Consider the following 24954-nt stretch of genomic DNA (forward strand, 5'->3'; position numbering starts at 1 on the left):
TCCGGAAGTGATTATATCGACGCCATGCCGCCTCGCCTTCGACCCACCCGCCTGGAATACGTCGTCGACGGCGTGCGTCTGCGCGCCCAGCTGTCCGCCGCCGCCCTCGACGCCGCCGGCGACGAGCAGGAGCAGCGCCGCCGGGCGCTGGACATCCTCAAGCAGGCTCTGTTCCGCGGCCGGATGATCGCCAAGGAGCGGCTCGAGAACGGGGCCGGCGGCATCGAGACCGCGCGGCTGCTGTCGGGGGTCACCGACGAGGTGGTCACCGCGCTCTACGACTTCACCACCGTCCACGTGTTCCGGGCCCGCAACCCGACCGAGGGCGAACGCCTGGCGCTGATGGCGGTCGGCGGCTACGGCCGCGGCACGCTCGCCCCGTTCTCCGACCTCGATCTGCTGTTCCTGCGCCCCTACAAGCAGACCGCCCACACCGAGAGCGTGATCGAGTACATGCTCTACGCGCTCTGGGATCTCGGCTTCAAAGTCGGCCACGCCTCGCGCACGGTCGAGGAGTGTCTGAAGCTCAGCCGCGAGGACTACACGATCCGCACCTCGATCCTGGAGGCGCGCCAGCTCAGCGGCGACACCGCCCTGGCCGAGGAGTTGTTCCAGCGGTTCCGCGCCGAGGTGGTCAAGGGCACCGCCGCCCAGTTCGTCGCCGCCAAGCTCAAGGAGCGCGACATCCGCCAGGAGCGGGCCGGCGCCAGCCGCTATCTGGTCGAGCCGAACGTGAAGGAGGGGAAGGGCGGTCTGCGCGACCTCAACACCCTGTTCTGGATCGCCCAGTACCTGCACCCGGTCAGCCACGTCGACGGTTTCGTCCAGCTGGACATGTTCGACCGCAAGGAAGTCTCGGCCTTCATCAAGGCGTTCGATTTTCTCTGGGCGGTGCGCTCCCACCTGCATTTCGCCACAGGCCGGCCGGAAGAGCGGCTGACCTTCGACTTGCAGCCCGAGATCGCCCGCCGGATGGGCTATGGCGACCGCGGCGACGCCCCGGCGGTCGAGCGGTTCATGCGCCGCTACTTCCTGATCGCCAAGGAGGTCGGCGCCCTGACCCGGGTGTTCGCCGCCAAGCTCGAGGCCGAGCAGATCAAGCAGCAGCCCAAGGGGCTGTCGCGGCTGATCCCCGGCCGCGGCAAGGCCAAGCGCAAGAAGCTCGATCCCGGCTTCCACGAGGAGGGCGGGCGCCTGAACGTCGACGGTCCGCAGGTGTTCGAGGCCGACCCGGTCAACCTGCTGCGGCTGTTCCGGCTGGCCGACCAGCGCGACCTCGACCTGCACCCGGACGCCTTCACCGCCGCCAGCCGCTGCGCCAGCATCATCGGCTCCAAGGTCCGACGCGACCCGGCCGCGGCCAAGGTGTTCCTCGACATCCTGGCCCATGGCCGCGATCCGCAGCGGGCGCTGTCGATGATGAACGACGCCGACGTGCTCGGCCGGTTCATTCCCGAGTGGGGCCGCATCGTCGCCCAGATGCAGTTCAACATGTACCACTCGTACACGGTGGACGAGCACACCCTGCGGGCCGTCGGCGTCATCGCCGACATCGCCAACGGCCGCTTCGCGGAGGACCACCCGCTGTCGACCGCGGTCATGCCGCTGATCGACGACCGCGAGGCGCTGTTCCTGGCCATGCTGCTGCACGACACCGGCAAGGGCGGGGCGGGGGGCCAGGAGAAGGCCGGGGCGCGCGCCGCGCGCTCGGCCTGTGAGCGGCTGGGCCTCGACCGCAAGCGCATCGAGATGGTCGCGTGGCTGGTCGAGCATCACCTGGTGATGAGCGACTACGCCCAGAAGCGCGACGTCTCCGACCCGCGCACCGTCGCCGACTTCGCCCGCATCGTGGAGACGCCTGAGCGCCTGCGCCTGCTGCTGGTGCTGACCGTCGCCGACATCCGCGCCGTCGGCCCGGGGGTCTGGAACGGCTGGAAGGGCCAGCTGATGCGCGAGCTCTACGGGGCGACCGAGGCGGTGTTCCGCGGCGGTCGCGGGTCCGACGCCGCCGCCGCCATCCGCCGCTATCACGAGAACGCCGCCTATGACGCGCGCGTGCGCCTGATCGCCGCCGATCCGGCCGCCACCGACTGGGTGCAGGCGATGGAAGACGCCTATTTCACCTCGTTCTCCGACGCCGAGATCCTGGTCCACGCCAGTCTCGCTCGCCGCGCGGCCGACAGCGGCGCGGCCGCCGAAGGCCACATCCGCGCCGGCCTCAACGCGTCCGAGGTGGTGATCGCCGCCCCCGACCGCTCGCGGCTGTTCGTCGACCTGGCCGCCGCGGTCACCGCCGCCGGCGCCAACATCGTCGGGGCGCGGGTGTTCACCTCCCGCCAGGGCCAGGCGCTCGACGTCTTCTACGTGCAGGACGCGACGGGCGCGGCCTACGGCGCCGACAATCCGCGCTCCCTGACCAAGCTGGCCGACACGCTGGCGGCGGCCGGTCGCGGCGAGCTGACCAAGTCCGAACCGCGGCGGGTGACCGACTTCGGCCGCGCGGCGGCCTTCACCATCACCCCGACGGTGATGCTCGACAACGAGGCCTCCGAGGTCTCGACCGTCGTCGAGGCGTCCGGCCGCGACCGACCCGGCCTGCTGGTGGCGCTGGCCCGCAATCTCGCCGACGCCGGGCTCTCGATCGTCTCGGCCCACATCGACGGTTACGGTGAGCGGGCGGTCGACGCGTTCTACGTGATCGAGCGCGACGGCGGGAAGCTCACCGATCCGAAGCGCATGGCGGCGCTCAAGTCCCACCTGATGGCGGCCCTGGAAGAGGTCGAGGCTGCAGCCCCGAAACCGCGCGCCAATCTGCAGAAGGCGCGCGCTAGCGTCGCGCGCTGACGGGGCGCCTTGACCGGTGCGGCCGCATAAGCGCACACCAACCCCCGTGACCGCAGCCGCCACTCCTGCCGCCAAGAGCGGATTGATCCGCTCCTCCCTGCTGCTGTCGGGTCTGACCCTGATCAGCAGATTCATGGGTTTGGCGCGGGACCTGGTGCTGACCGCGCGGCTGGGCGCCAGCGCGACCATCGCCGCCGACGCCTACTACACCGCCCTGGCCTTCCCGAACCTGTTCCGGCGGATCTTCGCCGAGGGCGCGTTCTCCTCGGCCTTCATCCCGTCCTACACCAAGACCCTGACCGGCGAAGGCCAGGCCGAGGCCGATCGCATCGCCTCCGACGCGCTGGCGACCCTGGCGGCCGCGACCATCGCCATCACCCTGATCGCGCAGCTGGCCATGCCGTGGCTGATGTACGTGATCAATCCGGGCTACGCTTCGGATCCGGCCAAGTTCAAGCTGGCCATCGTGCTGACCCAGATCAGCATGCCGTACCTGCCGTGCATGGCGATCGGCGCGCTGCTGTCGGGCGTGCTCAACGCCCACCGTCGGTTCATCATCACCGGCATCTTTCCGACCATTCTCAACCTGGTGATGCTGATCGCGGTGATCCCGCAGGACGACCCGATCCTGGCCGCCTACGCCGCCTCCATCGCCATTCCGATCGCCGGCGTGTTCCAGGCCGCGCTGCTCTGGTGGGGCGCGCGCAAGTGCGGCGCGCATATCCGTCTGCGCTGGCCGTCCCTCACGCCCGAGATCAAGGCGCTGATCGCGCTGGCCGTGCCCGGCGCGATCGCCGCCAGCGCCGTGCAGATCAACATCTTCATCTCGGGCATCCTCGCCTCGCAGGTGGCCGGCGGCCGCGCCTGGACCGAGGTCGCCGCCCGGCTCTACCAGCTGCCGCTCGGCCTGATCGGGGTGGCGGTCAGCGTCGCCCTGCTGCCGCGGCTCTCCAGCGCCATCCAGGCCAAGGACCACGACGACGCCCAGGCCGCCACCGACCAGGCGGTGATCTTCTCGCTGGCCCTGACCGCGCCGGCCGCCGCGGCCCTGATCGCCATGCCGTTCTTCCTGATCGACGGCCTGTTCACCCGCGGCGCCTTCACGATCGAGGACGCCCGCCAGACGGGGTGGATCCTGCTCAACTACGGCTGGGGCGTGCCGGCCTTCGTGCTCGCCCGGGTGCTGCAGCCGGCCTTCTTCGCGCGCTCGGACACCAAGGCGCCGATGCGCTTCGGCCTGATCTCGGTGGCGGTGAACATCGTCCTGGGCCTGGCGCTGTTCCAGGTGATCGGGGTCAAGGGCATCGCCGCGGCGACCAGCGCGGCGGCGTGGATCAATGTCGCCCAGATGGTGCTGCTGCTGGCCAAGCGCGGCGACTACTCGCCGACCAAGGCCGCCTGGAACCGCATCGGCCGCATCGTCGCGGCCAGCGCCGCGTTCGGCGGACTTCTGGCCTTCGCCTCGCACGAGCGGGACCGGCTGGAAGCGCCGCTGCTCGGGTTCCATTTCGTCGGTCTCGGGGCCAAGGAGATCGCCGTGCTCGCGGTCGCCGCCGTCGGGGTGGCGGTCTATGGCCTGCTGCTGCTGGCGTTCCGCGGCATTACGCCCAGCGAGATCAGGACCGCCCTGCGCAGACGCCCAGGCGACGCGGCGGTCTCGGCCGACCTCTGACGGGCTTGCGGTCGCGGCCCTCAGGCCTTATTCGCTGGGGCATGGCTAGCGGACGAAACACGTGGCGATGGCGTAGCGCCTGATCCCCGCCTTTCCCGGCGCGGTCCTGCGCGCCTGCCTGTCCACTTCCTTCGGAAGCCGATCCCATGACTGACCAAGCTCCCCCCGCCTACACGGGTCCCCAACGCGTGCTGTCCGGCGTCCAGCCGTCCGGCGCCCTGCACCTCGGCAATTATCTCGGCGCGCTGGTGAAGTTCGCCCGCCTGCAGCACGAGGTGGAGACCTTCATCTTCGTCGCCGACATGCACGCCATCACCGTGTGGCAGGACCCCAAGCTGCTGGCCGGGCAAGTGCGCGAGATCACCGCCGCCTATCTTGCCTCGGGCCTCGATCCCAAGGTCGCCACCATCTTCCCGCAGTCGGCCGTGCCCGAGCACGCCGAGCTGGCCTGGATCTTCAACTGCGTCGCTCGCCTCGGCTGGCTCGACCGGATGACCCAGTTCAAGGAGAAGTCGGGCAAGCACAAGGAGCGCTCGAGCGTCGGCCTCTACACCTATCCGGTGCTGCAGGCGGCCGACATCCTGCTCTACAAGGCGACCCAGGTGCCGGTCGGCGACGACCAGCGCCAGCATCTCGAGCTGACCCGCGACGTGGCCGCGAAGTTCAATCACGACTTCGAGGTCCCGGGCTACTTCCCGCTGCCCGACGCCATGACCCAGGGGCCGGGCGCGCGGATCATGTCGCTGCGTGACGGCGCGGCGAAGATGAGCAAGTCCGATCCGTCGGACAACTCGCGGCTCAACCTGCTCGACGACGCCGACACCATCGCCCAGAAGGTCCGCAAGGCGAAGACCGACCCCGAGCCGCTGCCGGAAACCCTCGAGGAGTTGAAGGCGCGTCCGGAGGCCGAGAACCTGGTCGGCGTCTACGCCGCGCTCGACGGCCGCACCTCGGCCGACGTGCTGGCCGAGTTCGCCGGTCAGGGCTTCGGGTCCTTCAAGCCCAAGCTTGCCGATCTGGCGGTGGCCAAGCTCGGTCCGGTCAGCGGCGAGATGCGCCGCCTGATGGCCGATCCGTCCGAGATCGACCGCGTCCTGGCCGCCGGCGCCGAGCGCGCCCGCGCCGCCGCCGCCCCGACCCTGGCCGAGGTTCGCAAGATCGTCGGCTTCTGGGGCGCCTGATCTGAATCCCTACCGCTGAAGGTGGCTTGCGCAGAACCCCTGCGCAGGCCACCGTCCGCGCCATGAGCCAGCGCAAGTTCCTCGTCATCGCCGACGACAGCCCGGAGTTTCAGGCCGCCCTGCGCTTCGCCTGCCGGCGGGCGCGTTCGACCGGCGGTCACGTGGCGCTGCTGCGGGTCATCGAGCCGGCGGTGTTCGAGCACTGGAGCGGCGTGCGCGAGGAGATAGAGCGCCAGGCGCGCGAGGAGGCCGAGGCCGTGCTGCACAAGATGGCCGAGTTCGTCATCGCCGAGACCGGCATGCCGCCCGAGTTCATCATCGTGCACGCCGAGAGCACCCGTCAGGCCCTGCGCAAGGTCATCTCCGAGGATCCGGCGATCAAGATCCTGGTGCTAGCCGCCTCGGTCGGCGGTCGCGGTCCTGGCCCGCTGGTCTCGTCCATCGCCAAGGACGGCGTGAAGTGGGGGACCCGCAAGCTGCCGGTGACGGTGGTGCCCGGCGACCTCACCGACGACGAGATCGCCGATCTGGCCTGACGTTCCGCCACGCTTGCGATTCCGCGTCCAAAGCGCCACATCTGGCGCATGTTCATCCAGACCGAAGCCACCCCGAACCCCGAGGTTCTGAAGTTCCTCCCCGGCCGTGAGGTCCTCGCCGAGGGCTCGCGCGATTTCCGGGACCAGGACGAGGCCCAGGTCTCGCCCCTGGCGGCCGAGCTGTTCGACATCGACGGGGTCACCCGCGTGTTCTTCGGGTCGGACTTCGTCACCGTCGGCAAGGACCCGGACCACGACTGGCCGCTGCTGAAGGCGCCGATCCTGGCGGCGATCATGGATCACTTCACCTCGGGCCGGCCGCTGTTCGTCGAAAGCGCCGCCGAGGCCGGCGGTCACGACGAGGCGGTCTACGAAGGCGAGACCGCCCAGGTGGTCGCCGAGATCAAGGACCTGCTCGACACCCGCATTCGCCCGGCCGTGGCCCAGGACGGCGGCGACATCCTGTTCAACCGCTTCGACGCCGACACCGGCGTGGTCTGGCTGCACATGCGCGGCGCCTGCTCGGGCTGCCCGTCGTCGTCGGCGACCCTGAAGGCCGGGGTCGAGAACATGCTCAAGCATTATGTGCCCGAGGTCACCCGCGTCGAGCAGACGCTGTAGGGCGAACTTCGTGGGGGCGATCCGGACCTTGATCCTGGCGCTGGCCGGGGCCGGCGCGCTGGCCGCGCCTGCCGCCGCCAGCGACGACGACTGGCCAGTGCTCAAGGGGACGCCGCTGGAGGGCCTGCGCCCGTGGGGCGCCTTCGCCGTCTATCGCGCCGACCGCAGCGTCACCGGCGTGTCGCTCTATCTGCGCGAGGGTCAGACCATCGCCCGCCGGGTCGAGACCCGCGAGGGCGAAGGCGCCGTGGTCAGCTGGGCGGCGGCGCGGACCTGCCCCACCCTGACCGCCGCCGTGGCCGGGCTGGAAAAGCTGCCGGCCCCGCGCATCGAGGTTCCGGGCGTCGGGATCAAGCCGCCGCCGTCCGCCGCTGCGGCCAACGCCGACAGTTATCTGCTCTGGGCCGAGGACGCGCGGTTCGCGACGTCGCCCTATCCGGTGCAGCTCGAGGTGCGCGGCGAGGGCGGCTCGCCCATGGCCGGCTGGATCGACGCCGGCCTGCGCCGCCTGGCGTCCTGCTGGAGCAAGGCCCAGCCGTGATGATCCTGGCGATCGACACCTGCCTGTTCGCCTGCTCGGCGGCGGTGGTTCGCGACGGCGCGGTGCTGGCCGGCCGAGTCGAGCCGATGAGCCGCGGCCATCAGGAGCGCCTGGCTCCGCTGGTCGCCGAGATCATGGCCGAGGCCGGCGTCGGCTTCGACCGACTGGAGCGCATCGCCGTCACTGTCGGCCCCGGCTCGTTCACCGGCCTGCGCGTGGGCCTGGCCTTCGCCAAGGGGCTGTCGGCGGCGCTCGGAATTCCGGCCGTCGGCGTCGGCTCGCTGGAGGCGCTCGCCCAGCCCCACAAGGGCCGCGTGATCGCCGTGCTCGACGCCAAGCGCGGCCAGGTCTACCTGCAGGCTTTCGCGGACGGCGCGGCGGTCAGCGCCCCGGACGCCCTGCCGATCGAGACCGCCGCCGCGCGGGTCGCCGAACTGGCCCCCGACATCCTGGTCGGGACCGGCGCGGCGCTGCTCGCCGAGATGCGACCCTCCGCCCGGGCGATCGGGCTCGATCACGCCGACCCGGCCGCCGTCGCCGCGCTCGGTGCGAGCCGCAGCCCCGTTCCGCCGCGCCCGCTCTATCTGCGTGCGCCCGACGCCAAGCTGCCCGGCGGCAAGAGTCTTTCCGAATGAAGCTGGCCGAATGAAACTGCGCGGCGCCTGGGGGCATGAGGCGCAGGCCTTGGCGCAGATCCACGCCGCGGCCTTCGACCACGCCTGGTCGGCCGCCGAGATGGCCGAGCTGCTGGACGGGCCGGGCGGATTCGCCCTGCTGGTCGAGAGCGAGACCCCCCTGGCCTTCATCCTCTGCCGCGCCGTCGCTGGCGAGGCGGAGATCCTGACCCTGGCGGTCGATCCGGCCGCCCGCCGCCGCGGCCTGGCCCGCGCCCTGGTCGACGCCGCGGCCGGCGCGGCGCGCATGGCCGGGGCCGACGTCATGTTCCTGGAGGTCGCGCACGACAACCTGCCGGCCCTGGGTCTCTACGATGCGGCAGGGTTCGAACGCGCCGGAATGCGCCGTGGCTACTATGATCGCGGCGCCGCCGGAACGGCCGACGCGGTTGTTATGCGTCTCGACCTTGGCCGCGAGGCCTAGTCGCCCTATCCTTGTGGCGAGTTGAATACCGAGGAGACTGTCGTGGATCGGATCGAAAGCCTCTGCGTCGAAAAGGGCATGCGCATGACCGAGCAGCGTCGCGTCATCGCGCGCGTGCTGTCGGCCGCCCATGATCACCCTGATGTGGAAGAGCTGTACCGCCGCTCCCACGAGGTGGACCCCCATATCTCGATCGCCACCGTCTACCGCACGGTGCGCCTGTTCGAGGAAGCCGGCATCATCGCCCGGCACGACTTCCGCGACGGCCGCTCGCGCTACGAAGAGGCGACCGAGGTCCACCACGACCACCTGATCGACATGAAGTCGGGCAAGGTCGTGGAGTTCGTCGACGAGGAGATCGAGGCCCTGCAGGAGGCGATCGCCCGCAAGCTTGGCTACAAGCTGGTCGACCACCGGCTCGAACTCTACGGCGTGCCGATCGAGGACTGAGGCGCGGCTCGCGCCGCCCCCGCGTCAGGTGGAAAACTTGCGTGGGGCCGCTCGCAACCCCATAACGCCGGCATGACCGGTTCTGCGCCCACCAAGCGCCTCTTCATCAAGACCTACGGCTGTCAGATGAACGTCTACGACAGCGAGCGCATGGCCGACGTGCTGGCGCCGCTGGGCTATGGCGTGACCTCGACGCCGGAGGACGCCGATCTCGTCGTCCTCAACACCTGCCATATCCGCGAGAAGGCCACCGAGAAGGTCTATTCCGAACTCGGCCAGATCAAGCTGATGAAGCAGGCCCGCGCCGCGGCCGGGGCCAAGATGACCATCGCCGTCGCCGGCTGCGTGGCCCAGGCCGAGGGCGAGCAGATCATGCTGCGCCAGCCGGCCGTCGACCTCGTGGTCGGGCCGCAGGCCTATCACCAGCTGCCCGAGCTGATCGCCCGCGCCCACCGCGCCCGCGGCGAGCGCCTGGCCGCCGATTTCGCCGCCGACGAAAAGTTCGACGCCTTGCCGGTCGAGCGCAATCCGGAGGGCGTGACCGCGTTCCTGACCGTGCAGGAAGGCTGCGACAAGTTCTGCACCTTCTGCGTGGTGCCCTACACCCGCGGCGGCGAGTGGTCGCGGCCGGTCGAGACCATCCTGGCCGAGGCCCGCGATCTGGCCGCCAAGGGCGTGCGCGAGGTCACCCTGCTGGGCCAGAACGTCAACGCCTATGCCGGCGAGGGCGGTCTTGCGGGCCTGGCCCGCCAGCTGGCGAAGATCGAGGGCCTGGACCGCATCCGCTACACCACCAGCCATCCGGCCGACATGGACGATGCGCTGATCGAGGCGCACGCCGAACTGCCGCAGCTGATGCCCTATCTGCACCTGCCGGTGCAGGCCGGATCGGACAAGATTCTCAAGGCGATGAACCGCGCCCACACGGCCGAGAGCTATCTGCGCCTGGTCGAGAAGATCCGCGCCGCGCGGCCCGACATCGCCATGTCCGGCGACTTCATCGTCGGCTTCCCGGGCGAGCGCGACGCCGACTTCGAGGCGACCCTGAACCTGGTGCGCGAGGTGGGCTACGCCGCCTCGTTCACCTTCAAGTACTCGCGCCGCCCGGGCACGCCCGCCGCCGCCCTGCCGGGCCAGGTCGACGAGACGGTGAAGGAAGAGCGCTTGGCGCGCCTCAACGCCCTCATCGACGAGCAGCAGCGCGCCTTCAACGCCGCCCAGGTCGGCAAGGTGCTGCCGGTGCTGTTCGAGAAGCCCGGCCGCCATCCGGGTCAGCTTTCCGGCCGCAGCCCATATCTGCAGGCCGTCCACGTCGAAGGCCCCGAGCGCCTGATCGGCCAGATCGCGCCGGTGCGCATCGAGACCGCCCACAAGATGAGCCTGGGCGGCGTGCTCGAGATGGAGACCGCGTGAGCCGGCCTGAGTACATCCCGCTTTCGGACGACGCCGCCCGCGCGGTGGCCGGCCCCGCCAGCCGCCATGCGGCGCTGATCGAAGACGCCTTCAACGTCCTGATGGAAACGCCGGGCGGCGGGGTTTCCATCGACGGCGACGCCAAGTCGCGCGCCGGCGCCAAGCAGGTCGTCTCCGCCCTGGCCGCCCAGGCCGACTCCGGGCGCGAGGTCACCGAGGCCGACGTGCGGGTCGCCATCGGCAATGCGCGCGCCGGAACCGGCAAGGCGCCGGCTGGCGGCCTGCCCAGCGGCCGGCGCGGCCAGGTCGCGCCGCGCACCCCCGGCCAGGCGCGCTATCTCGACGCCCTGACCAAGTGCGACCTGGTCTTCGGTCTCGGCCCGGCCGGCACCGGCAAGACCTTCCTCGCCGTCGCCCACGGCGCGGGTCTGCTGCTGCGCGGCGAGGTCGATCGCCTGATCGTCAGCCGCCCGGCGGTGGAGGCTGGCGAGCGGCTCGGCTTCCTGCCCGGCGACATGAACGAGAAGGTCGATCCCTACATGGCGCCGGTCTGGGAGGCGCTGACCGACATCCTCGGCGCCGAGCAGCTGCGCCGCCGCCGCGAGAAGGGCGAGATCGAGGTCGCGCCGATCGCCTTCCTGCGCGGCCGCACGCTCAGCCACGCCTTCATCATCATCGACGAGGCGCAGAACACCACGCGTCTGCAGATGAAGATGGTCCTGACCCGCATCGGTGAAGGCTCGCGCATGGCGGTCACGGGCGACCCCAGCCAGATCGACCTGGTCAACGCCGCCGATTCCGGCCTGGCGCACGCCGTCGGCCTGCTGGAGGGCGTCGAGGGCGTCGGGGTCAACCGCTTCACGGCGGAGGACATCGTGCGTCACCCGATGGTCGAGCGCATCGTCCGCGCCTACGACGCCGACGCGGCCAAGAGCGGACGGGCGATTTGATCGACATCGAAATCGAGGACGAGGCCTGGGCCGCCGCCGCGCCGCAGGCGCAGGATCTCGTCCAGGCCGCGGCCGCCGCCGCCCTGCGGCAGGCCGAGTTCGACGGCGACGCGCTCACCATCCTGCTGACCGACGACGAGAGCGTGCGCGACCTCAACGCCCGCTTCCGCGGCAAGGACTACGCGACCAACGTCCTGTCCTTTCCGGCCCCGCAGAACCCCGAAGGCCACCTCGGCGACATCGCCCTGGCGTTCGGGGTCTGCGCCCGCGAGGCGGCCGAGCAGGGCAAGCCGCTGGCGCACCACCTGCAGCATCTGGTGGCGCATGGCGTGCTGCATCTTTTAGGATACGATCACGAGACCGACGCCGAGGCCGAACACATGGAAGGTCTAGAGCGCGTCATCCTGGCCGCGCTCGGGGTTCCAGACCCCTACGCGGCTGAGCAGGGAGACCATGGCTAACTCTTCGGACGGGATATCCAGTCCGCCCGAACCCCCTAGTCGAAGCCGGGGGATTCGGGCGTTCTTTCGCAAACTTCGCGCCGGCCGGGCCGAAGCGCCGCCGCCGGGCCCGCCTTCGGCTCCGAACGGCCTGGTCGAGCAGGCCGCCGCCTTCCAGACCCTTCGGGTCTCCGACGTGATGACGCCGCGCGTCGACATCGTCGCGGTCGAGCTTTCCACACCCTTCGCCGAGGTCGTCGAGCTGTTCGCCGAGTCCGAGCACAGCCGCATGCCGATCTATCGCGAGACGCTGGACGACCCGGTCGGGGTGATCCACGTCAAGGACATCTTCAGGCTGCTGGCCGGCCACGGCCGCCGGCCCGGCCCCTCCGACCTGGTGCTCCAGAAGCTGCGCCGCGACGCGCTCTACGTGCCGGGCTCGATGCGCGCCGCCGACCTGCTGCTGCGCATGCAGGCCGAACGCACCCACATGGCCATGGTCATCGACGAGTTCGGCGGCACCGACGGTCTGGTGACCATGGAGGACCTGGTCGAAGCGGTGGTCGGCGACATCGACGACGAGCACGACGAGGCGACCATCTCGTCGATCACGCCGCGCGCCGGCGGGGTCTACGAGGTCGACGCCCGCGCGCCGCTGGAAAAGCTGGAGGCCGCGCTCGGCGAGCACCTGGCCCCCGGCGAACTGGACGAGGAGATCGACACCGTGGGCGGCCTGGTCTCGGCCCTGGCCGGGCGCGTGCCGCAGCGCGGCGAGGTCATCGCCCACCCGGCCGGCTTCGAAATCCAGGTGCTGGATTCCGACGCCCGGCGTGTAAAGCGGGTGCGGTTCGCGCCGGTGACGGCGCCGTCCGGCGAAGAGGTCTGATCTGAAAACCCCGACTCCCTGGCTCGCGCGGCTGCTGGCGCTCTGCGCCGGCGTGGCGGCGGGGCTCGCCCATCCGCCGTTCGGCCTGCTGCCCGGCTTGCTCGGCTATGCGCTGCTGATGCGGATGGCGGAGACGACCGGCCCGAGGCCGCGGCGTTCGGCCTTCTTCCGCGGCTGGCTGGCCGGGGTCGGCTACTTCGCGGTCGGGGTCTGGTGGATCACCGAGGCGTTCCTGGTCGACGCCGCCGCCCATGGCTGGATGGCGCCCTTCGCCCTGCTGCTGATGGCCGGCGGGCTGGCGCTGTTCTGGGGGCTGGCGGCGCTGGCCTACCGCCTGGCCGACGTCCGCGGGCCTGGCCGGGTGCTGGTCTTCGCCGGGGCCCTGGCTCTGCTCGAATGGGTCCGGTCGCACATCTTCACCGGCTTTCCCTGGAACCTCCCGGGCGAGAGCTGGACCGCCGGCGGCGCGATCTCGCAGTTCGCCTCGGTGGTCGGGCCCTACGGTCTCAGCTGGCTGACGGTGGCGCTCGCCGCCAGCTTCGCCCTGGTGCTGGACGCCGGCTCGCCGCGCCGCCGCTTCGCCGGTCCGGCGCTGGCGATCGTTGCGCTGGCGGCGATGTTCGCGTTCGGAACGACCCGCCTCTCCACCGCGCCGGCCCCCCGCGCCGACGCGCCGCTGGTGCGCATCGTCCAGGCCGACATCGACCAGAAGGACAAGTGGAAGCCCGAGAACCTCGACGCCATCGTCGACGCCTATGTCACGCTCTCGCGCGGCAAGCCCGGCGACCCCGCCCCGCAGATCATCGTCTGGCCCGAGGGCGCGCTGCCGGCGGTGATCGATGATCTGCTGGCCCCCGGCAGCCCCTATCTCGGCCGCTTCGCCCAGGCGATCGCGCCGGGCCAGACTCTGCTGCTCGGCGCCAACCGCGTGCAGTTCGATGCGGAGGGCCAGGCCGACTACTTCAACAGCCTCGTGGCGCTGCGCGGGTTGCCCGACGGCCTCAAGGTCACCGGGATCTACGACAAGCACCGGTTGGTCCCGTTCGGCGAGTTCCTGCCATTCGGCGAACTGGCGACGAAGCTCGGCATCCGCAGCCTGGTGCACATGCCCGAGGATTTCACCGCCGGCCCGCCGCCCAAGCCGATCTCGCCCCAGGGCCTGCCGCCGCTGCAGCCGCTGATCTGCTACGAGGCGCTGTTCCCGCGTTTCGCCGAGAACGCCGCCGCCCGCGCCGGGGTGCGGCCGCAGTGGCTGCTGAACGTCTCCAACGACGCCTGGTTCGGGGCCACGAGCGGCCCGTGGCAGCATCTGAACATCGCCAGCTACCGCGCCATCGAGAGCGGTCTGCCTATCGTTCGGGCGACGCCGACCGGCGTTTCGGCGGTGATCGACGCCCACGGACGGATCGTTCCGGGCGCTGAGTTGGGACTTGGGAAATCGGGCGTAATCGACGCTCGGTTGCCCGCTCCGCGGGCTCGGACAATCTACAGTTTCATCAGCGAGACAGGCTTCGCCATGATGTTGCTCCTTTCGCTGGCCATGGTCGGATTTCGACAGTTAGATCGGCGAATAGAGCGCAATTGACGAGTTGGTCAGGTTTTTGACGCGTCAGTGGAGGCTCGTTTAGGGTGAGCCCATGTCCAAGGACCTCGACAGCGTTCCAAACCCGATCGACGTGCATGTCGGTCTTCGCATCAGACTTCGTCGCAAGGAACTAGGGGTCAGTCAGGAGAAGCTCGCCGAGGCCATCGGCCTGACCTTCCAGCAGGTCCAGAAGTACGAGCGGGCGGCCAACCGGGTGTCAGCCTCCAAGCTCTACGAGATGGCCCGCGCGCTCGAGACCTCCACCGCCTACTTCTTCGAAGGCCTCGCCGACACCGCCACCATCGGCGCCGACGGTTCGCCCGGCGGCCAGGCTCATCTGCAGGCCTTCCTGCTGACGCCCGAGGGCGTCGAGCTGGCCGGCGCCTTCCCGCGGATCACCCCCCCGCGCGTGCGCCGTCGGATCCTCGATCTGGTCCGCGCCATGGTCGAAGAAGACCCCTCGATCCTCGACGAGTGACGGCCGCCGGCCGGCGTTTCGTGACCCGCCCCTGACCGTTCAGGCGGCGCTGAATTGTCACCTGAAATGCCACTTAAAATAGTCAACTCTTCCGATGCCATATTAGGCGTTAGTTCACGTTTACGCCGCGACAGTCCCGCCGCGCCGCGCTCCCGGTGGAGGCGTGCGTAGGCCCGCCATCCCCCCGGCCGGCCGCCAGTGGGTGCAGTCATGTCGCGTTCGTACAGCGTGCTTTCCCGGTCCCGTCGCACGGGGCTTTGCGTCACCGTATCGGCCCTGGCGCTCGCCGCCGCCGTCGTCCCGGCCCAGGCCGCGACCTACACCGCCGGAACCGAGCAGCAGTTCCGCGACGCCCTGACCGCCGCGGCCGCCAGCCCCGACGCCCAATCGACGATCACGCTGACGGCGGGCTTCGCGGTCGCCGCGCCGATCGCCTTGCCGGGCAAGCAGATCGTCGTCGATTCGGCCGGGTTCACGGTCACCGGCCTGACCGTCAACGGCGCGACGGGAACCTTCGCCATCACGGGCGCCGGCGTCATTCCGCTGGCGGGCGCGAACACGACGACCGCCTTCAGCGTCAATAACGGCGAGGTTCGGCTGGCCGGCGGCGCGACGCTCAACACGAGCGGCGGGAGCCTCAGCGTCGGGAATACGGGAACGCTCATCGTCGACGGCGCCGGCAGCGTGTTGACGACCGGCACCTTGATCTTCGCCAATCCCGGGCCATCGCCCAAGGTCTACATCCGAAACGGCGGAGTCATCCACGCGACGGCCGGTGTCGGCGTTGGCGGGATGGGCAATGCGGGCGCGCTGGATCTGTTGGTCACGGGGGCCGGGTCGCGGCTGGACATCGACGGGACCACCACGGCCACGACCTTCGGCGGCGGCGCCACGACGACAGCGGCGTGGACCATCGCCGACCGCGGGAGCAGCACCATTGCGGGAACCCTGGCGATCGGGTCGCAAACCGGCGCGGGAAGCACGCCGCGACTGACGGTGACGGACGCGAGATCGACGCTGAGCATGGGGGGCCTGACCTTCTCGCGCGGCGTTCTCAGCGTTCTCGCCGGGGGCCAAGTCACCACGGCCGGAAATGCGGTCCTCGGTCAGCGGATCGGCGCAGGCTCTGCGAGCCTCCTGGTTTCGGGGCCTGGATCACGCTTCATCGTGACCGGGACGACGAACCTCGGATCGGCCCTTAGCGGCTCAAGCAGCACCGCCATCGTCACCCTGGCCGATGACGGAGTGTTTGAAGCGCGCGGCGCCTTCACCGTGGCCGCAAACTTCGCGGCGAACACCGGCGTGGTGAACATCGGCGGCGCCGAAGGCGCCGCGGCCGCCGCGGCGGGCGTCCTTGACGCGGCCGCGCTCACCTTCGGCCCCGGGACCGGCCGGCTCAACTTCAACCACACCGAAACCGACTACGAGTTCGACGCTGGGATCTCCGGCGCCGGGACGATCAACCAGGTGGCCGGCGTGACGCACCTGACGGGCGACAGCTCGGCCTTCACCGGCATGACCAACATCACTGGCGGCAAGCTCTATGTGGACGGCAAGCTGGGCGGCGACCTGACCGTCGCGGCCGGCAACGTCCTGGGCGGTTCGGGGACCATCGGCGGCGACGTCACGGTCACGGGCGCCACGATCGCGCCCGGAAACAGCCCTGGCACGCTGACCATCGCCGGCGACCTCAGCCTGGACGCCGCGTCCAGGCTGGACATGGAGTTCGGCGAGTCCAACGTCGTCGGCGGTCCGATGAATGACCTGATCAAGGTCGGCGGCGATCTGCGCCTGGACGGGACGGTCGATGTCACGGTCACTGCCGGCGGGGTGTTCGACGCTGGCCTCTACCGGATCATCACCTATGGAGGCGCGCTGGATAACCAGGGCCTGAGCGTCGGGACCACGCCGGCCGGTTCGACCGTCACGGTCCAGACGGTGATCCCGGGCCAGGTGAACCTGGTCAACACCGCCGGCATGGCGGTCAACTTCTGGGACGGCGACGGCGCGGGCAGCTCGGGCAACGGCCGGGTCGACGGCGGGGCCGGCAGCTGGACGATCGCGGGACTGAACTGGACGACCGGCACCGGCGCGGTGAACAGCGCCTTTGCGGCGGACGACTTCCTGATCTTCGCCGGCACGTCGGGCGCGGTGAACGTCGGCGCGGTCGCGATCAACGCCGGCGGCCTGCAGTTCGCGACGGACGGCTATCGGCTCAGCGGCGGCTCGATCACCATCGCGACCTCAGGCCGAACCTTCCGGGTCGGCGACGGCACGGCCGACGGCAAGGACTACGTCGCAATCATCGACACGCCGATCTTGGGCAACGCGTCGGCGGGCATCACCAAGACCGACCTCGGCACGCTCGTGCTGAACGGCGCCAACACCTACGGCTGGATCACGAACGTCAACGCCGGGACGCTGATTGTGAACGGCTCCATGGCCGGTTCAGGCAACGGGACCATCGTGAGCGTCAACGGCACGATTGGCGGCACGGGAACCATCCGTGGCGGCGCGTTCAATGGCACGCTGGCGCCGGGCGGCCTCTCGACGCCCGGCACGTTGACTGTCAACGGCCCACTCACCCTCGGCGGGACGGCCGTGCTCCGCTATCGCCTCGGCCAGGCCGACACGGTCGGCGGCGCGCTCAACGACCTGACGGTGGTGAACGGCAACCTGACTCTCAACGGCACGCTCAACGTCACTCAGAGCGCGGGCGGCAGCTTCCTTCAGGGCGTCTATCGCCTGATCAACTACACCGGGTCGCTGACCGACAACGTGCTGGACGTCGGGACCCTCCCGGCGGGCTTCACGGGGGTGATCCAGACCTCCATCGCCAATCAGGTGAACCTGATCGCTTCAGGCGCGCCGCCGGTCGGCCCTGGCGGCGAAGAGCCGTCGGCTCCGCCCCCGACCTTCAACTTCTGGGACGGCGACGGCGTGGCCGACGGGGCGATCGGCGGCGGCGACGGGACCTGGCGGGCGAACGCCGCCAACTGGACCACGGCGAGCGGCGCGGCCAACGGCGCATTGAGCTCCGACGTCTTCGCGATCTTCGCCGGGGCGGCCGGCACGGTGACAGTCGACGGTTCGGACGGCCCGCTCGCGGTCACCGGCATGCAGTTCGCCTCCAACGGCTATCGCCTGACCGGCGACGCCGTGACCCTGTCCGCCGGCGACAATCTGATCCGCGTCGGCGACGGCACGATCGAGGGCGCGAGCTTCGTCGCCACGGTGGCCTCCGAGCTGACCGGCGCGGGCCTGTTGGACAAGGACGACGGCGGCACGCTGATCCTGACCGGCGAGAACAGCTACAGCGGCGGCACCCGCGTCACCGGCGGCGTCCTGCAGATCGGCGACGGCGGCAAGACCGGCTCGATCCAGGGCGACGTGACCAATCTCGGGGCGTTGGCCTTCAACCGCTCGGACGATGTGACGTTCGGCGGCGTGATCAGCGGCGGCGGCGCGCTGGCCCAGCTTGGGGCAGGCGTGCTCAGCCTGACCGGCGACAGCTCGGGGTTCAGCGGCGCCACCGAGGTGCGAGCCGGCGCCGTGGCCGTCGACGGCCGGTTGGGCGGCGTGACCAGCATCCACTCCGGCGCACGCCTGATCGGCTCGGGCGAGCTCGGCGGCCTCGTCAATCAGGCCGGCGGCGTGGTCGCGCCGGGCCGTGGCGGCCTCGGCGTGCTGACCGTGACCGGGAACTACGCCGGCGCTGGCGGCGTGCTGGAACTCGACGCGACCCTGGCGGGCGACAACGCGCCGGCCGACCGGCTGGTCGTCCGCGGCGCGGCTTCCGGCGCCAGCGCGATCAAGATCAACCGGTTGGCCGGTGGGACCGGCGCCCTGACCAAGGACGGCATTCTGCTGGTGCAGGTCGACGGCGCTTCGGCGCCGGGCGCTTTCACGCTGGCCCAGGGCGACTATCGCCGCGGCGAGGAAAACGTGCTGGTCGCCGGCGCCTACGGCTATGTGCTGCGCCGCGACGCGGGTGGCGACTGGCGCCTGCGCTCGAACCTGGAGCCGAGCGAGATCCCGGGCGCATCGGACGCCGCGCCGCTCTACCAGCCGGGCGTGCCGATCTACGAGGCCTATCCGCAGGCCCTGCAACTGTTGAACGGCCTGGGCACGATGCGCGAGCGCACCGGCGCGCGGCAGTGGTCTGGCGAAGCGGGCGTCGGGGTCTGGGGCCGCATGGAAGGCGGCCGCACGCAGTTGCAGCCTGACGTCAGCACCACCCGCGCCGAGTTGAAGGCCGATCGCTGGAAGCTGCAGTTCGGCGTCGAGCCGCTCACCGCCGAAACCGGCGCGGGCGGGACGGTCTCCGCCGGCCTCACCGGCTATCTCGGCGGCGCCAAGACCAAGGTCGCCTCGCCCTATGGCGGCGGCGAGATCGACACCAAGGGCTACGGCCTCGGCGCCAACCTGACCTGGATCACGGCCGCCGGCGGCTATGTCGACGCCCAGGTCCAGGCCAGCTGGTTCGACAGCGACCTGACCTCCAGCCTGCTTGGCCGTCGCGCCGACGGAACGGGCGGCGAGGGTCTGGCCGCCGCGCTCGAGGCTGGCCACAGCTTCGCCGTAGGCGGGCTGCGGCTCACCCCGCAAGCGCAGGTCAGCTACGCCAAGGTCGATTTCGACAGCTTCACCGACTCGTTCGGGGCTGTGGTCGCGAACGACAAGTCCGAAAGCCTGGTCGCGCGCGCCGGCCTCGGCGTCGACTACGCCCTGGCGTCCGGCGGCGGCGTCTACGCCGTGGTCGATCTCAGCCACGAATTCCTCGATGGCGCCGCGGTCGACGTCTCCGGCGCGCCGGTGATCAGCCGTGTCGAGCGGACCTGGGCCGGGCTGGCCGCGGGCGGGACCTACGCCTGGGGCGAGGGGCGCTACACGCTCTATGGCGAGGTCTCGGGCGACACCTCGCTCTCGGGGTTCGGTGACAGCTACGACATCGCCGGCACCGCCGGCTTCCGGGTCCGGTTCTAGGCGAAGGCGCAGGCGGGCTTCGCGGCCGGCCTGCACCGTTTCGGCCGCGACTTGCTATCGCGTGTCGAGCGACGCGGCTTGCGGGATATAAAGATTTCCTTATAGGTTCCGGCGACGTCCAAATGGGGCCGCCCTGCGCCGCGGCCTGCCCGTTACCGGAGCTACCTCTTGAGCCGTTCCTCCTACATCTTCACCAGCGAAAGCGTGTCCGAAGGCCATCCGGACAAGGTCGCCGACCGCATTTCCGATACGGTGGTCGACGCCTTCCTGTCGGTGGAGCCCGAGGCCCGGGTGGCCTGCGAGACCCTGGTCACCACCAACCGCATCGTGCTGGCCGGTGAAGTCCGCGCCGGCAAGCCGGGCGCCACCAAGGCCGAGAACAAGGCCATGACGAAGGAGATCCTGGCCGGCCTGGAGCCCAAGGTCCGCGCCGCGGTGAAGGACATCGGCTACGCCCAGAAGGGCTTCCACTGGGAAAAGGCCAAGTTCGCCAACTTCCTGCACCCGCAGTCCGCCGACATCGCCGTCGGCGTCGACTCGACCGAGAAGAAGGAAGAGGGCGCGGGCGACCAGGGGATCATGTTCGGCTACGCCTGCGACGAAACCCCGTCGCTGATGCCGGCCACCCTGCAGTACTCGCACGACATCCTGCACAAGCTCGCCGAGGTCCGTCACTCGGGCGAGGCCGACTTCCTTGAGCCGGACGCCAAGAGCCAGGTCACCGTGCTCTATCAGGACGGCCGTCCGGTCGAGATCCTGAAGATCGTCGTCTCGACCCAGCACAAGAAGAAGATCGGCGACCACACCGTCAATTCGAAGCGCCTGGCCGCGGCCATCAAGCCGTACGTCGAAAGCGTCCTGCCGAGCGGCCTGGTCACCAAGAAGACCAAGTGGCACGTCAACCCGACCGGCCGCTTCCTGATCGGCGGTCCGGACGGCGACGCCGGCCTGACCGGCCGCAAGATCATCGTCGACACCTACGGCGGCGCGGCCCCGCACGGCGGCGGCGCGTTCTCCGGCAAGGACCCGACCAAGGTCGACCGTTCGGCCGCCTACGCCTGCCGCTACCTCGCCAAGAACGTCGTGGCCGCCGGCCTGGCGCGCAAGTGCACCATCCAGATCAGCTACGCGATCGGCGTCTCGGACCCGCTCAGCTTCTACGTCGACCTGCACGGCACCGGTCAGGTCGACCCGGCGAAGCTGGAGCTGGCCCTGCCGCAGATGATCGGCGGCGCCACGCCGCGCGCCATCCGCGAGCACCTCGGCCTGAACCGCGCGATCTACGCCCGCACCGCCGCCTACGGCCACTTCGGCCGTCAGCCGGACAACGAGGGCGGCTTCTCGTGGGAAAAGACCGATCTGGTCGACCAGCTGAAGAGCCTGGCCTGATCCACACCGGGTGGAATATCCGAAGGCCGTCGCGCACTCGCGCGGCGGCCTTCGTCGTTGTAGAGCGCGCGCATGGAAGACAACCAACATCCGCTGATGCGGTCCTACGGCCGGATCAAGTCGCGGCCGATCAAGCCGCGCCAGGCCGCCCTGGTCGACGAACTGCTGCCTTCGCTGCGGCCGCCCGAGGGGCCGTTCGATCCGCGCACGCTTCTGGACGGCGGCCGCGAGGCGTGGCTGGAGATCGGCTTCGGCGGCGGCGAGCACATGGCCAGCCAGGCCGCTCGCGCGCCCGACGTGCTGATCGTCGGCTGCGAACCGTTCCTCAACGGCGTCGCCAGCGCCGTGCGCCATGTGGCCGAGCAGGAGCTGAAGAACGTCCGCATCCACGACGGCGACGCCCGCGAGCTGGCCGCCCGTCTGCCGGACGCCAGTCTCGACCGGGTGTTCATCCTGTTCCCGGACCCTTGGCCGAAGGCGCGCCATCACAAGCGCCGGATCGTGCAGAGCGAAATGGTCGTGGAATTGGCCCGGGTGCTGAAGCCGGGCGGCCGGCTGCGCTTCGCCACCGACGTGGCGGGCTATGCCGATTGGGCGCTGGAGCGGATCCTGGCCTCGCCGGATTTCGACTGGCCGGCGCAGAAGGCGGACGACTGGCGCGTCGCGCCCGCCGATCACATCACCACGCGGTACGAAGAGAAGCGGCTGGGCGATTGCGAGCCGGTCTTCTTCGACTTCATCAGAAGGTAGTTGGAAGGCCGCCGTCGAAACCTGCCGACGGCGGCCCCTATCGTCACGTTCCTGGCTGGCCCTTGCCCGCCGCCTTGGCGCGCTCGATGCCCTGGCGGATCAGGTCGCCGGTCTCTTCCGGATCGGCCCAGCGCACGATCTCGACGCTCTTGCCCTTTTCCAAGTCTTTGTAATGTTGGAAGAAGTGGGCGATCTGCTCGGTCAGGATGGCGGGCAAGCCGCGCCAGGAATCCACGCCCGCATAGAACGGGTGCAGCTTGTCGACCGGCACGGCGAGGATCTTCTCGTCGCCGCCCGCCTCGTCGACCATCATCAGCGTCCCGATCGGCCGCACGCGGATCACCGCGCCCGGAACCACGGGGGTCGGGCCGACCACCAGCACGTCCATCGGGTCGCCGTCGTCCGACAGCGTGTGCGGGATGAAGCCGTAGTTGCCCGGGTAGTACATGGCGGTGTGGAGGAAGCGGTCGACCATGATGGCCCCGCTGTCCTTGTCGAGCTCGTACTTCACCGGCTCACCGCCCTGCGGGATCTCGATGATGGCGTTGACGTCATAGGGCGGGTTTACGCCCGTGGGGATCTTGGAGATGTCCATAGGGAGGAAGGACCTTGGCGACACAAGAGTTGAGGGCGCCGTCTGTGGACCATTCAGGCCCCGGCGAAAAGGGGCCGCGCGCTGATTGCCGCGCGAAAAGCTGCGAAAGCGACGAATTGGGGCCTGCGCGGCTAGGGGCTGACAAAGCCATGGCCGCGCGCTATATAGGCGCTACATCGTCCGTTAGCGCTGGATAGCGCATACGAGCGGCAGGCTTCGGCCCGGCCGCTTTTTTGTTGCCGGAGAGCAGCCAAGCTTATGCGTGGCAAGACCGCTGAAGACCGTCGGCTCCTGGAGCTCCTCGACCCCGTCGCGGAGGCTGCAGGCTACGAGATCGTCCGCCTGCGCCTGATGGGCGGCGAAGAAGCCCGCCGGCTGCAGATCATGGCCGAGACGCCCGAAGGCGAGATGGTCGTCGAGGACTGCGCCCGGCTGTCGCGGGCGATTTCCGAAGTGATGGACGCCGCCGACCCGATCGCCGGCGAGTACACGCTCGAGGTCTCCTCGCCTGGCGTCGACCGGCCGCTGACCCGGCTCAAGGACTTCGAGAACTACGACGGCTTCGAGGCGCGGATCGAACTCGATCGCGTCGCCGAGGGCCGCAAGCGCTTCCGCGGCGTGCTCGCCGGCGTCGAGGGCGACGCCATCGGCATCGACCTGGAAGGCGAAGAATCCACCGCCATGATCCCGTTCGACTGGATCGTGGACGCTAAACTCATCCTGACCGACGACCTCATGAAGCGCGGCGCGAACGAGCGCGCCGCCCGCATGAGCTCTGAGGCCGACCAAGACACCCCTGAGTAAGAGGACGCAAACCGATGAGCCTGACCGGCATTTCCGCCAACCGGCTTGAGTTGTTGCAGATCGCCGAGGCCGTGGCCCGCGAGAAGTCGATCGACAAGGAAGTCGTGATCGAGGCGATCGAGGAAGCGATCCAGAAAGGCGCGCGCGCCCGGTACGGCGCCGAGCACGACATCCGCGTGCGCATCGACCCGAAGACCGGCGAGACGACGGTCAAGCGCGTGATCACGGTCATCGACGACGAGGCGGTGTTCGAATCCGAGGACGGTATTCCGGAAGAGCCGGTCGGCGTGCGCCGCCTGGCCGACGCCCTGCGCGGCGACAAGGACGCCTTCGTCGGCAAGATCTACGAAGAAATCCTGCCGCCGTTCGAGTTCGGCCGCGTCCAGACCCAGATGGCGCGCCAGGTGGTGACCGGGAAGGTCCGCGAGGCCGAGCGCGAGCGTCAGTACGAAGAGTTCAAGGATCGCGTCGGCGAGATCGTCAACGGCGTGGTCAAGCGCGTCGAGTACGGCAACACCGTCGTCGATCTGGGCCGCGGCGAAGGCATCATGCGCCGCGACCAGTCGATCCCGCGAGAGAACTTCAACATCGGCGACCGCATCCGCTGCTACATCTACGACGTCCGCCGCGAGACCAAGGGCCCGCAGATCCTGCTGTCGCGCGCCCACGGCGGCTTCATGGCCAAGCTGTTCGCGCAGGAAGTGCCGGAAGTCTATGACGGCGTCATCGAGATCCGCGCCGTCGCCCGTGACCCGGGCTCGCGCGCCAAGATGGCCGTGGTGTCGAACGACTCCTCGATCGACCCGGTCGGCGCCTGCGTCGGTATGCGCGGTTCGCGCGTCCAGGCCGTCGTCGCCGAGCTGCAGGGCGAGAAGATCGACATCATCCAGTGGAGCCCGGACGAGGCGACCTTCATCGTCAACGGCCTGGCTCCGGCGGAAGTCTCCAAGGTCGTCATGGACGAGGAGGACGAGCGCGTCGAAGTGGTGGTGCCGGACGAACAGCTGTCGCTGGCCATCGGCCGCCGCGGTCAGAACGTTCGTCTCGCGAGCCAGCTGACCGGCTGGCAGATCGACATCATGACCGAGAGCCAGGAGAGCGAGCGCCGTCAGCGTGAGTTCACCGAGCGCACCGCCCTGTTCCAGGAAGCCCTGGACGTCGACGAGGTCATCGCCCAGCTGCTGGTCACCGAAGGCTTCGCCTCGGTCGAGGACGTGGCCTATGTCGACGCGTCGGAAGTCGCGGCGATCGAAGGTTTCGACGAGGACACCGCCGACGAAATCCAGACCCGCGCCCGCGAGTTCCTGGAGAAGGAAGCGGCCGAGTACGACGCCAAGCGCAAGGCGCTGGGCGTCGAGGACGGCGTGCTCGAGATCGACGGCGTCACCCTGCCGATGGCCGTGGCGCTGGGCGAGGGCGACGTGAAGAGCGTCGAGGACTTGGCCGGCCTGATCCCGGACGACCTGCGCGGCTGGTTCGAAAACCGCGACGGCGAGCGCGTGCGCGAGCCGGGCATTCTCGAAAGCTTCAACCTCGACGCCGCCGACGCCGAGGCCCTGATCATGCGCGCCCGTATCGCCATGGGCTGGGTCGAGGCTCCGCCGGAGCCGGAAATCGAAGAAGAGTACGTCGACGAAGCCGAAGCCGAAGCGGACGCGGATGCGAATGCGGACGCTGAGGTCGCCGAAGCCGAAGTCGAAGAAACTCCGGAGGCCTAAGCCCAGGTGAGCGCGTC

General features: G+C 69.9%; 21 protein-coding genes. 20 read left to right on the forward strand and 1 reads right to left on the reverse strand.

The window, feature by feature from the left end:
• Positions 1 to 24: 24 nt before the first annotated feature.
• From AC1Q87_RS11570 to trmB, 18 genes are all read left to right on the forward strand, one after another.
• Entirely contained in the window at positions 25 to 2844 is a 2820-nt protein-coding gene (locus AC1Q87_RS11570) for a [protein-PII] uridylyltransferase (protein WP_492609082.1), read from the forward strand.
• 82 nt (positions 2845 to 2926) lie between these two features.
• Positions 2927 to 4516 carry a murein biosynthesis integral membrane protein MurJ gene (gene murJ, locus AC1Q87_RS11575; protein ID WP_492609083.1) on the forward strand — a complete coding sequence of 530 codons (1590 nt, stop codon included), beginning with the start codon at positions 2927 to 2929 and terminating at the stop codon, positions 4514 to 4516.
• 146 nt (positions 4517 to 4662) lie between these two features.
• Positions 4663 to 5697, forward strand: a complete 1035-nt coding sequence (trpS, locus tag AC1Q87_RS11580) for a tryptophan--tRNA ligase (RefSeq protein ID WP_492609084.1) — start codon at positions 4663 to 4665, stop codon at positions 5695 to 5697.
• Positions 5698 to 5723: 26 nt separating this feature from the next.
• On the forward strand, positions 5724 to 6233 hold the full coding sequence (locus AC1Q87_RS11585) for a universal stress protein (RefSeq protein WP_492609085.1): 510 nt from the start codon (positions 5724 to 5726) through the stop codon (positions 6231 to 6233).
• Positions 6234 to 6281: 48 nt separating this feature from the next.
• The gene (locus tag AC1Q87_RS11590; RefSeq protein WP_492609086.1) at positions 6282 to 6854 is read left to right on the forward strand and encodes a NifU family protein; all 573 of its coding nucleotides are present in this window, start codon (positions 6282 to 6284) and stop codon (positions 6852 to 6854) included.
• Positions 6855 to 6864: 10 nt separating this feature from the next.
• The gene (locus tag AC1Q87_RS11595; RefSeq protein ID WP_492609087.1) at positions 6865 to 7395 is read left to right on the forward strand and encodes a hypothetical protein; all 531 of its coding nucleotides are present in this window, start codon (positions 6865 to 6867) and stop codon (positions 7393 to 7395) included.
• Positions 7395 to 8030, forward strand: a complete 636-nt coding sequence (gene tsaB, locus AC1Q87_RS11600) for a tRNA (adenosine(37)-N6)-threonylcarbamoyltransferase complex dimerization subunit type 1 TsaB (protein WP_492609088.1) — start codon at positions 7395 to 7397, stop codon at positions 8028 to 8030. The genes AC1Q87_RS11595 and tsaB overlap by 1 nt, the downstream gene beginning before the upstream one ends.
• Before the next feature lie 10 nt (positions 8031 to 8040).
• Complete coding sequence (locus tag AC1Q87_RS11605; RefSeq protein WP_492609089.1) at positions 8041 to 8493, forward strand: GNAT family N-acetyltransferase; 453 nt, start codon at positions 8041 to 8043, stop codon at positions 8491 to 8493.
• A 42-nt stretch (positions 8494 to 8535) separates the two neighbouring features.
• Positions 8536 to 8943 carry a Fur family transcriptional regulator gene (locus tag AC1Q87_RS11610; protein WP_492609090.1) on the forward strand — a complete coding sequence of 136 codons (408 nt, stop codon included), beginning with the start codon at positions 8536 to 8538 and terminating at the stop codon, positions 8941 to 8943.
• 72 nt (positions 8944 to 9015) lie between these two features.
• On the forward strand, positions 9016 to 10356 hold the full coding sequence (gene miaB, locus AC1Q87_RS11615) for a tRNA (N6-isopentenyl adenosine(37)-C2)-methylthiotransferase MiaB (protein WP_492609091.1): 1341 nt from the start codon (positions 9016 to 9018) through the stop codon (positions 10354 to 10356).
• Positions 10353 to 11306 carry a PhoH family protein gene (locus AC1Q87_RS11620; protein WP_436059568.1) on the forward strand — a complete coding sequence of 318 codons (954 nt, stop codon included), beginning with the start codon at positions 10353 to 10355 and terminating at the stop codon, positions 11304 to 11306. The genes miaB and AC1Q87_RS11620 overlap by 4 nt, the downstream gene beginning before the upstream one ends.
• On the forward strand, positions 11303 to 11767 hold the full coding sequence (gene ybeY, locus AC1Q87_RS11625; protein ID WP_492609092.1) for an rRNA maturation RNase YbeY: 465 nt from the start codon (positions 11303 to 11305) through the stop codon (positions 11765 to 11767). Before AC1Q87_RS11620 ends, ybeY begins: the two co-directional genes overlap by 4 nt.
• Positions 11760 to 12632: a hemolysin family protein gene (locus tag AC1Q87_RS11630; protein ID WP_492609093.1), complete on the forward strand. Its 873-nt coding sequence runs from the start codon at positions 11760 to 11762 to the stop codon at positions 12630 to 12632. Before ybeY ends, AC1Q87_RS11630 begins: the two co-directional genes overlap by 8 nt.
• Before the next feature lie 52 nt (positions 12633 to 12684).
• On the forward strand, positions 12685 to 14217 hold the full coding sequence (lnt, locus tag AC1Q87_RS11635; RefSeq protein ID WP_492609094.1) for an apolipoprotein N-acyltransferase: 1533 nt from the start codon (positions 12685 to 12687) through the stop codon (positions 14215 to 14217).
• A gap of 52 nt (positions 14218 to 14269) precedes the next feature.
• Positions 14270 to 14695, forward strand: coding sequence for a helix-turn-helix domain-containing protein (locus AC1Q87_RS11640; RefSeq protein WP_492609095.1), 426 nt, complete (start codon positions 14270 to 14272; stop codon positions 14693 to 14695).
• A 210-nt stretch (positions 14696 to 14905) separates the two neighbouring features.
• Complete coding sequence (locus tag AC1Q87_RS11645; protein WP_492609096.1) at positions 14906 to 19681, forward strand: autotransporter outer membrane beta-barrel domain-containing protein; 4776 nt, start codon at positions 14906 to 14908, stop codon at positions 19679 to 19681.
• A 168-nt stretch (positions 19682 to 19849) separates the two neighbouring features.
• Positions 19850 to 21070 carry a methionine adenosyltransferase gene (metK, locus tag AC1Q87_RS11650; RefSeq protein ID WP_492609097.1) on the forward strand — a complete coding sequence of 407 codons (1221 nt, stop codon included), beginning with the start codon at positions 19850 to 19852 and terminating at the stop codon, positions 21068 to 21070.
• A gap of 72 nt (positions 21071 to 21142) precedes the next feature.
• Complete coding sequence (trmB, locus tag AC1Q87_RS11655) at positions 21143 to 21820, forward strand: tRNA (guanosine(46)-N7)-methyltransferase TrmB (protein WP_492609098.1); 678 nt, start codon at positions 21143 to 21145, stop codon at positions 21818 to 21820.
• A gap of 43 nt (positions 21821 to 21863) precedes the next feature.
• Here trmB and ppa read toward each other — a convergent pair whose 3' ends face one another.
• The gene (gene ppa / locus AC1Q87_RS11660) at positions 21864 to 22415 is read right to left on the reverse strand and encodes an inorganic diphosphatase (RefSeq protein WP_183775334.1); all 552 of its coding nucleotides are present in this window, start codon (positions 22413 to 22415) and stop codon (positions 21864 to 21866) included.
• Positions 22416 to 22673: 258 nt separating this feature from the next.
• Here ppa and rimP point away from each other — a divergent pair, with 258 nt between their 5' ends.
• Together rimP and nusA are read left to right on the forward strand one after the other, a co-directional pair.
• A complete protein-coding gene (gene rimP / locus AC1Q87_RS11665) occupies positions 22674 to 23219 on the forward strand; it encodes a ribosome maturation factor RimP (RefSeq protein WP_492609099.1) in 546 nt (181 codons plus the stop codon).
• A 14-nt stretch (positions 23220 to 23233) separates the two neighbouring features.
• Positions 23234 to 24937, forward strand: a complete 1704-nt coding sequence (nusA, locus tag AC1Q87_RS11670; protein ID WP_492609100.1) for a transcription termination factor NusA — start codon at positions 23234 to 23236, stop codon at positions 24935 to 24937.
• Positions 24938 to 24954 lie beyond the last annotated feature (17 nt).

The organism is Phenylobacterium sp. GW823-FHT02A09, from assembly GCF_058797775.1.

Bases quoted from the DNA above. Each gene is read 5' to 3' on its own strand.
- AC1Q87_RS11590 (WP_492609086.1), top strand. From the start codon at position 6,282: ATGTTCATCCAGACCGAAGCCACCCCGAACCCCGAGGTTCTGAAGTTC.
- AC1Q87_RS11630 (WP_492609093.1), top strand. From the start codon at position 11,760: ATGGCTAACTCTTCGGACGGGATATCCAGTCCGCCCGAACCCCCTAGT.
- AC1Q87_RS11605 (WP_492609089.1), top strand. From the start codon at position 8,041: ATGAAACTGCGCGGCGCCTGGGGGCATGAGGCGCAGGCCTTGGCGCAG.
- nusA (WP_492609100.1), top strand. From the start codon at position 23,234: ATGAGCCTGACCGGCATTTCCGCCAACCGGCTTGAGTTGTTGCAGATC.
- ppa (WP_183775334.1), bottom strand. From the start codon at position 22,415: ATGGACATCTCCAAGATCCCCACGGGCGTAAACCCGCCCTATGACGTC.
- rimP (WP_492609099.1), top strand. From the start codon at position 22,674: ATGCGTGGCAAGACCGCTGAAGACCGTCGGCTCCTGGAGCTCCTCGAC.
- AC1Q87_RS11570 (WP_492609082.1), top strand. From the start codon at position 25: ATGCCGCCTCGCCTTCGACCCACCCGCCTGGAATACGTCGTCGACGGC.
- miaB (WP_492609091.1), top strand. From the start codon at position 9,016: ATGACCGGTTCTGCGCCCACCAAGCGCCTCTTCATCAAGACCTACGGC.
- trmB (WP_492609098.1), top strand. From the start codon at position 21,143: ATGGAAGACAACCAACATCCGCTGATGCGGTCCTACGGCCGGATCAAG.
- tsaB (WP_492609088.1), top strand. From the start codon at position 7,395: ATGATCCTGGCGATCGACACCTGCCTGTTCGCCTGCTCGGCGGCGGTG.
- AC1Q87_RS11645 (WP_492609096.1), top strand. From the start codon at position 14,906: ATGTCGCGTTCGTACAGCGTGCTTTCCCGGTCCCGTCGCACGGGGCTT.
- trpS (WP_492609084.1), top strand. From the start codon at position 4,663: ATGACTGACCAAGCTCCCCCCGCCTACACGGGTCCCCAACGCGTGCTG.
- AC1Q87_RS11640 (WP_492609095.1), top strand. From the start codon at position 14,270: ATGTCCAAGGACCTCGACAGCGTTCCAAACCCGATCGACGTGCATGTC.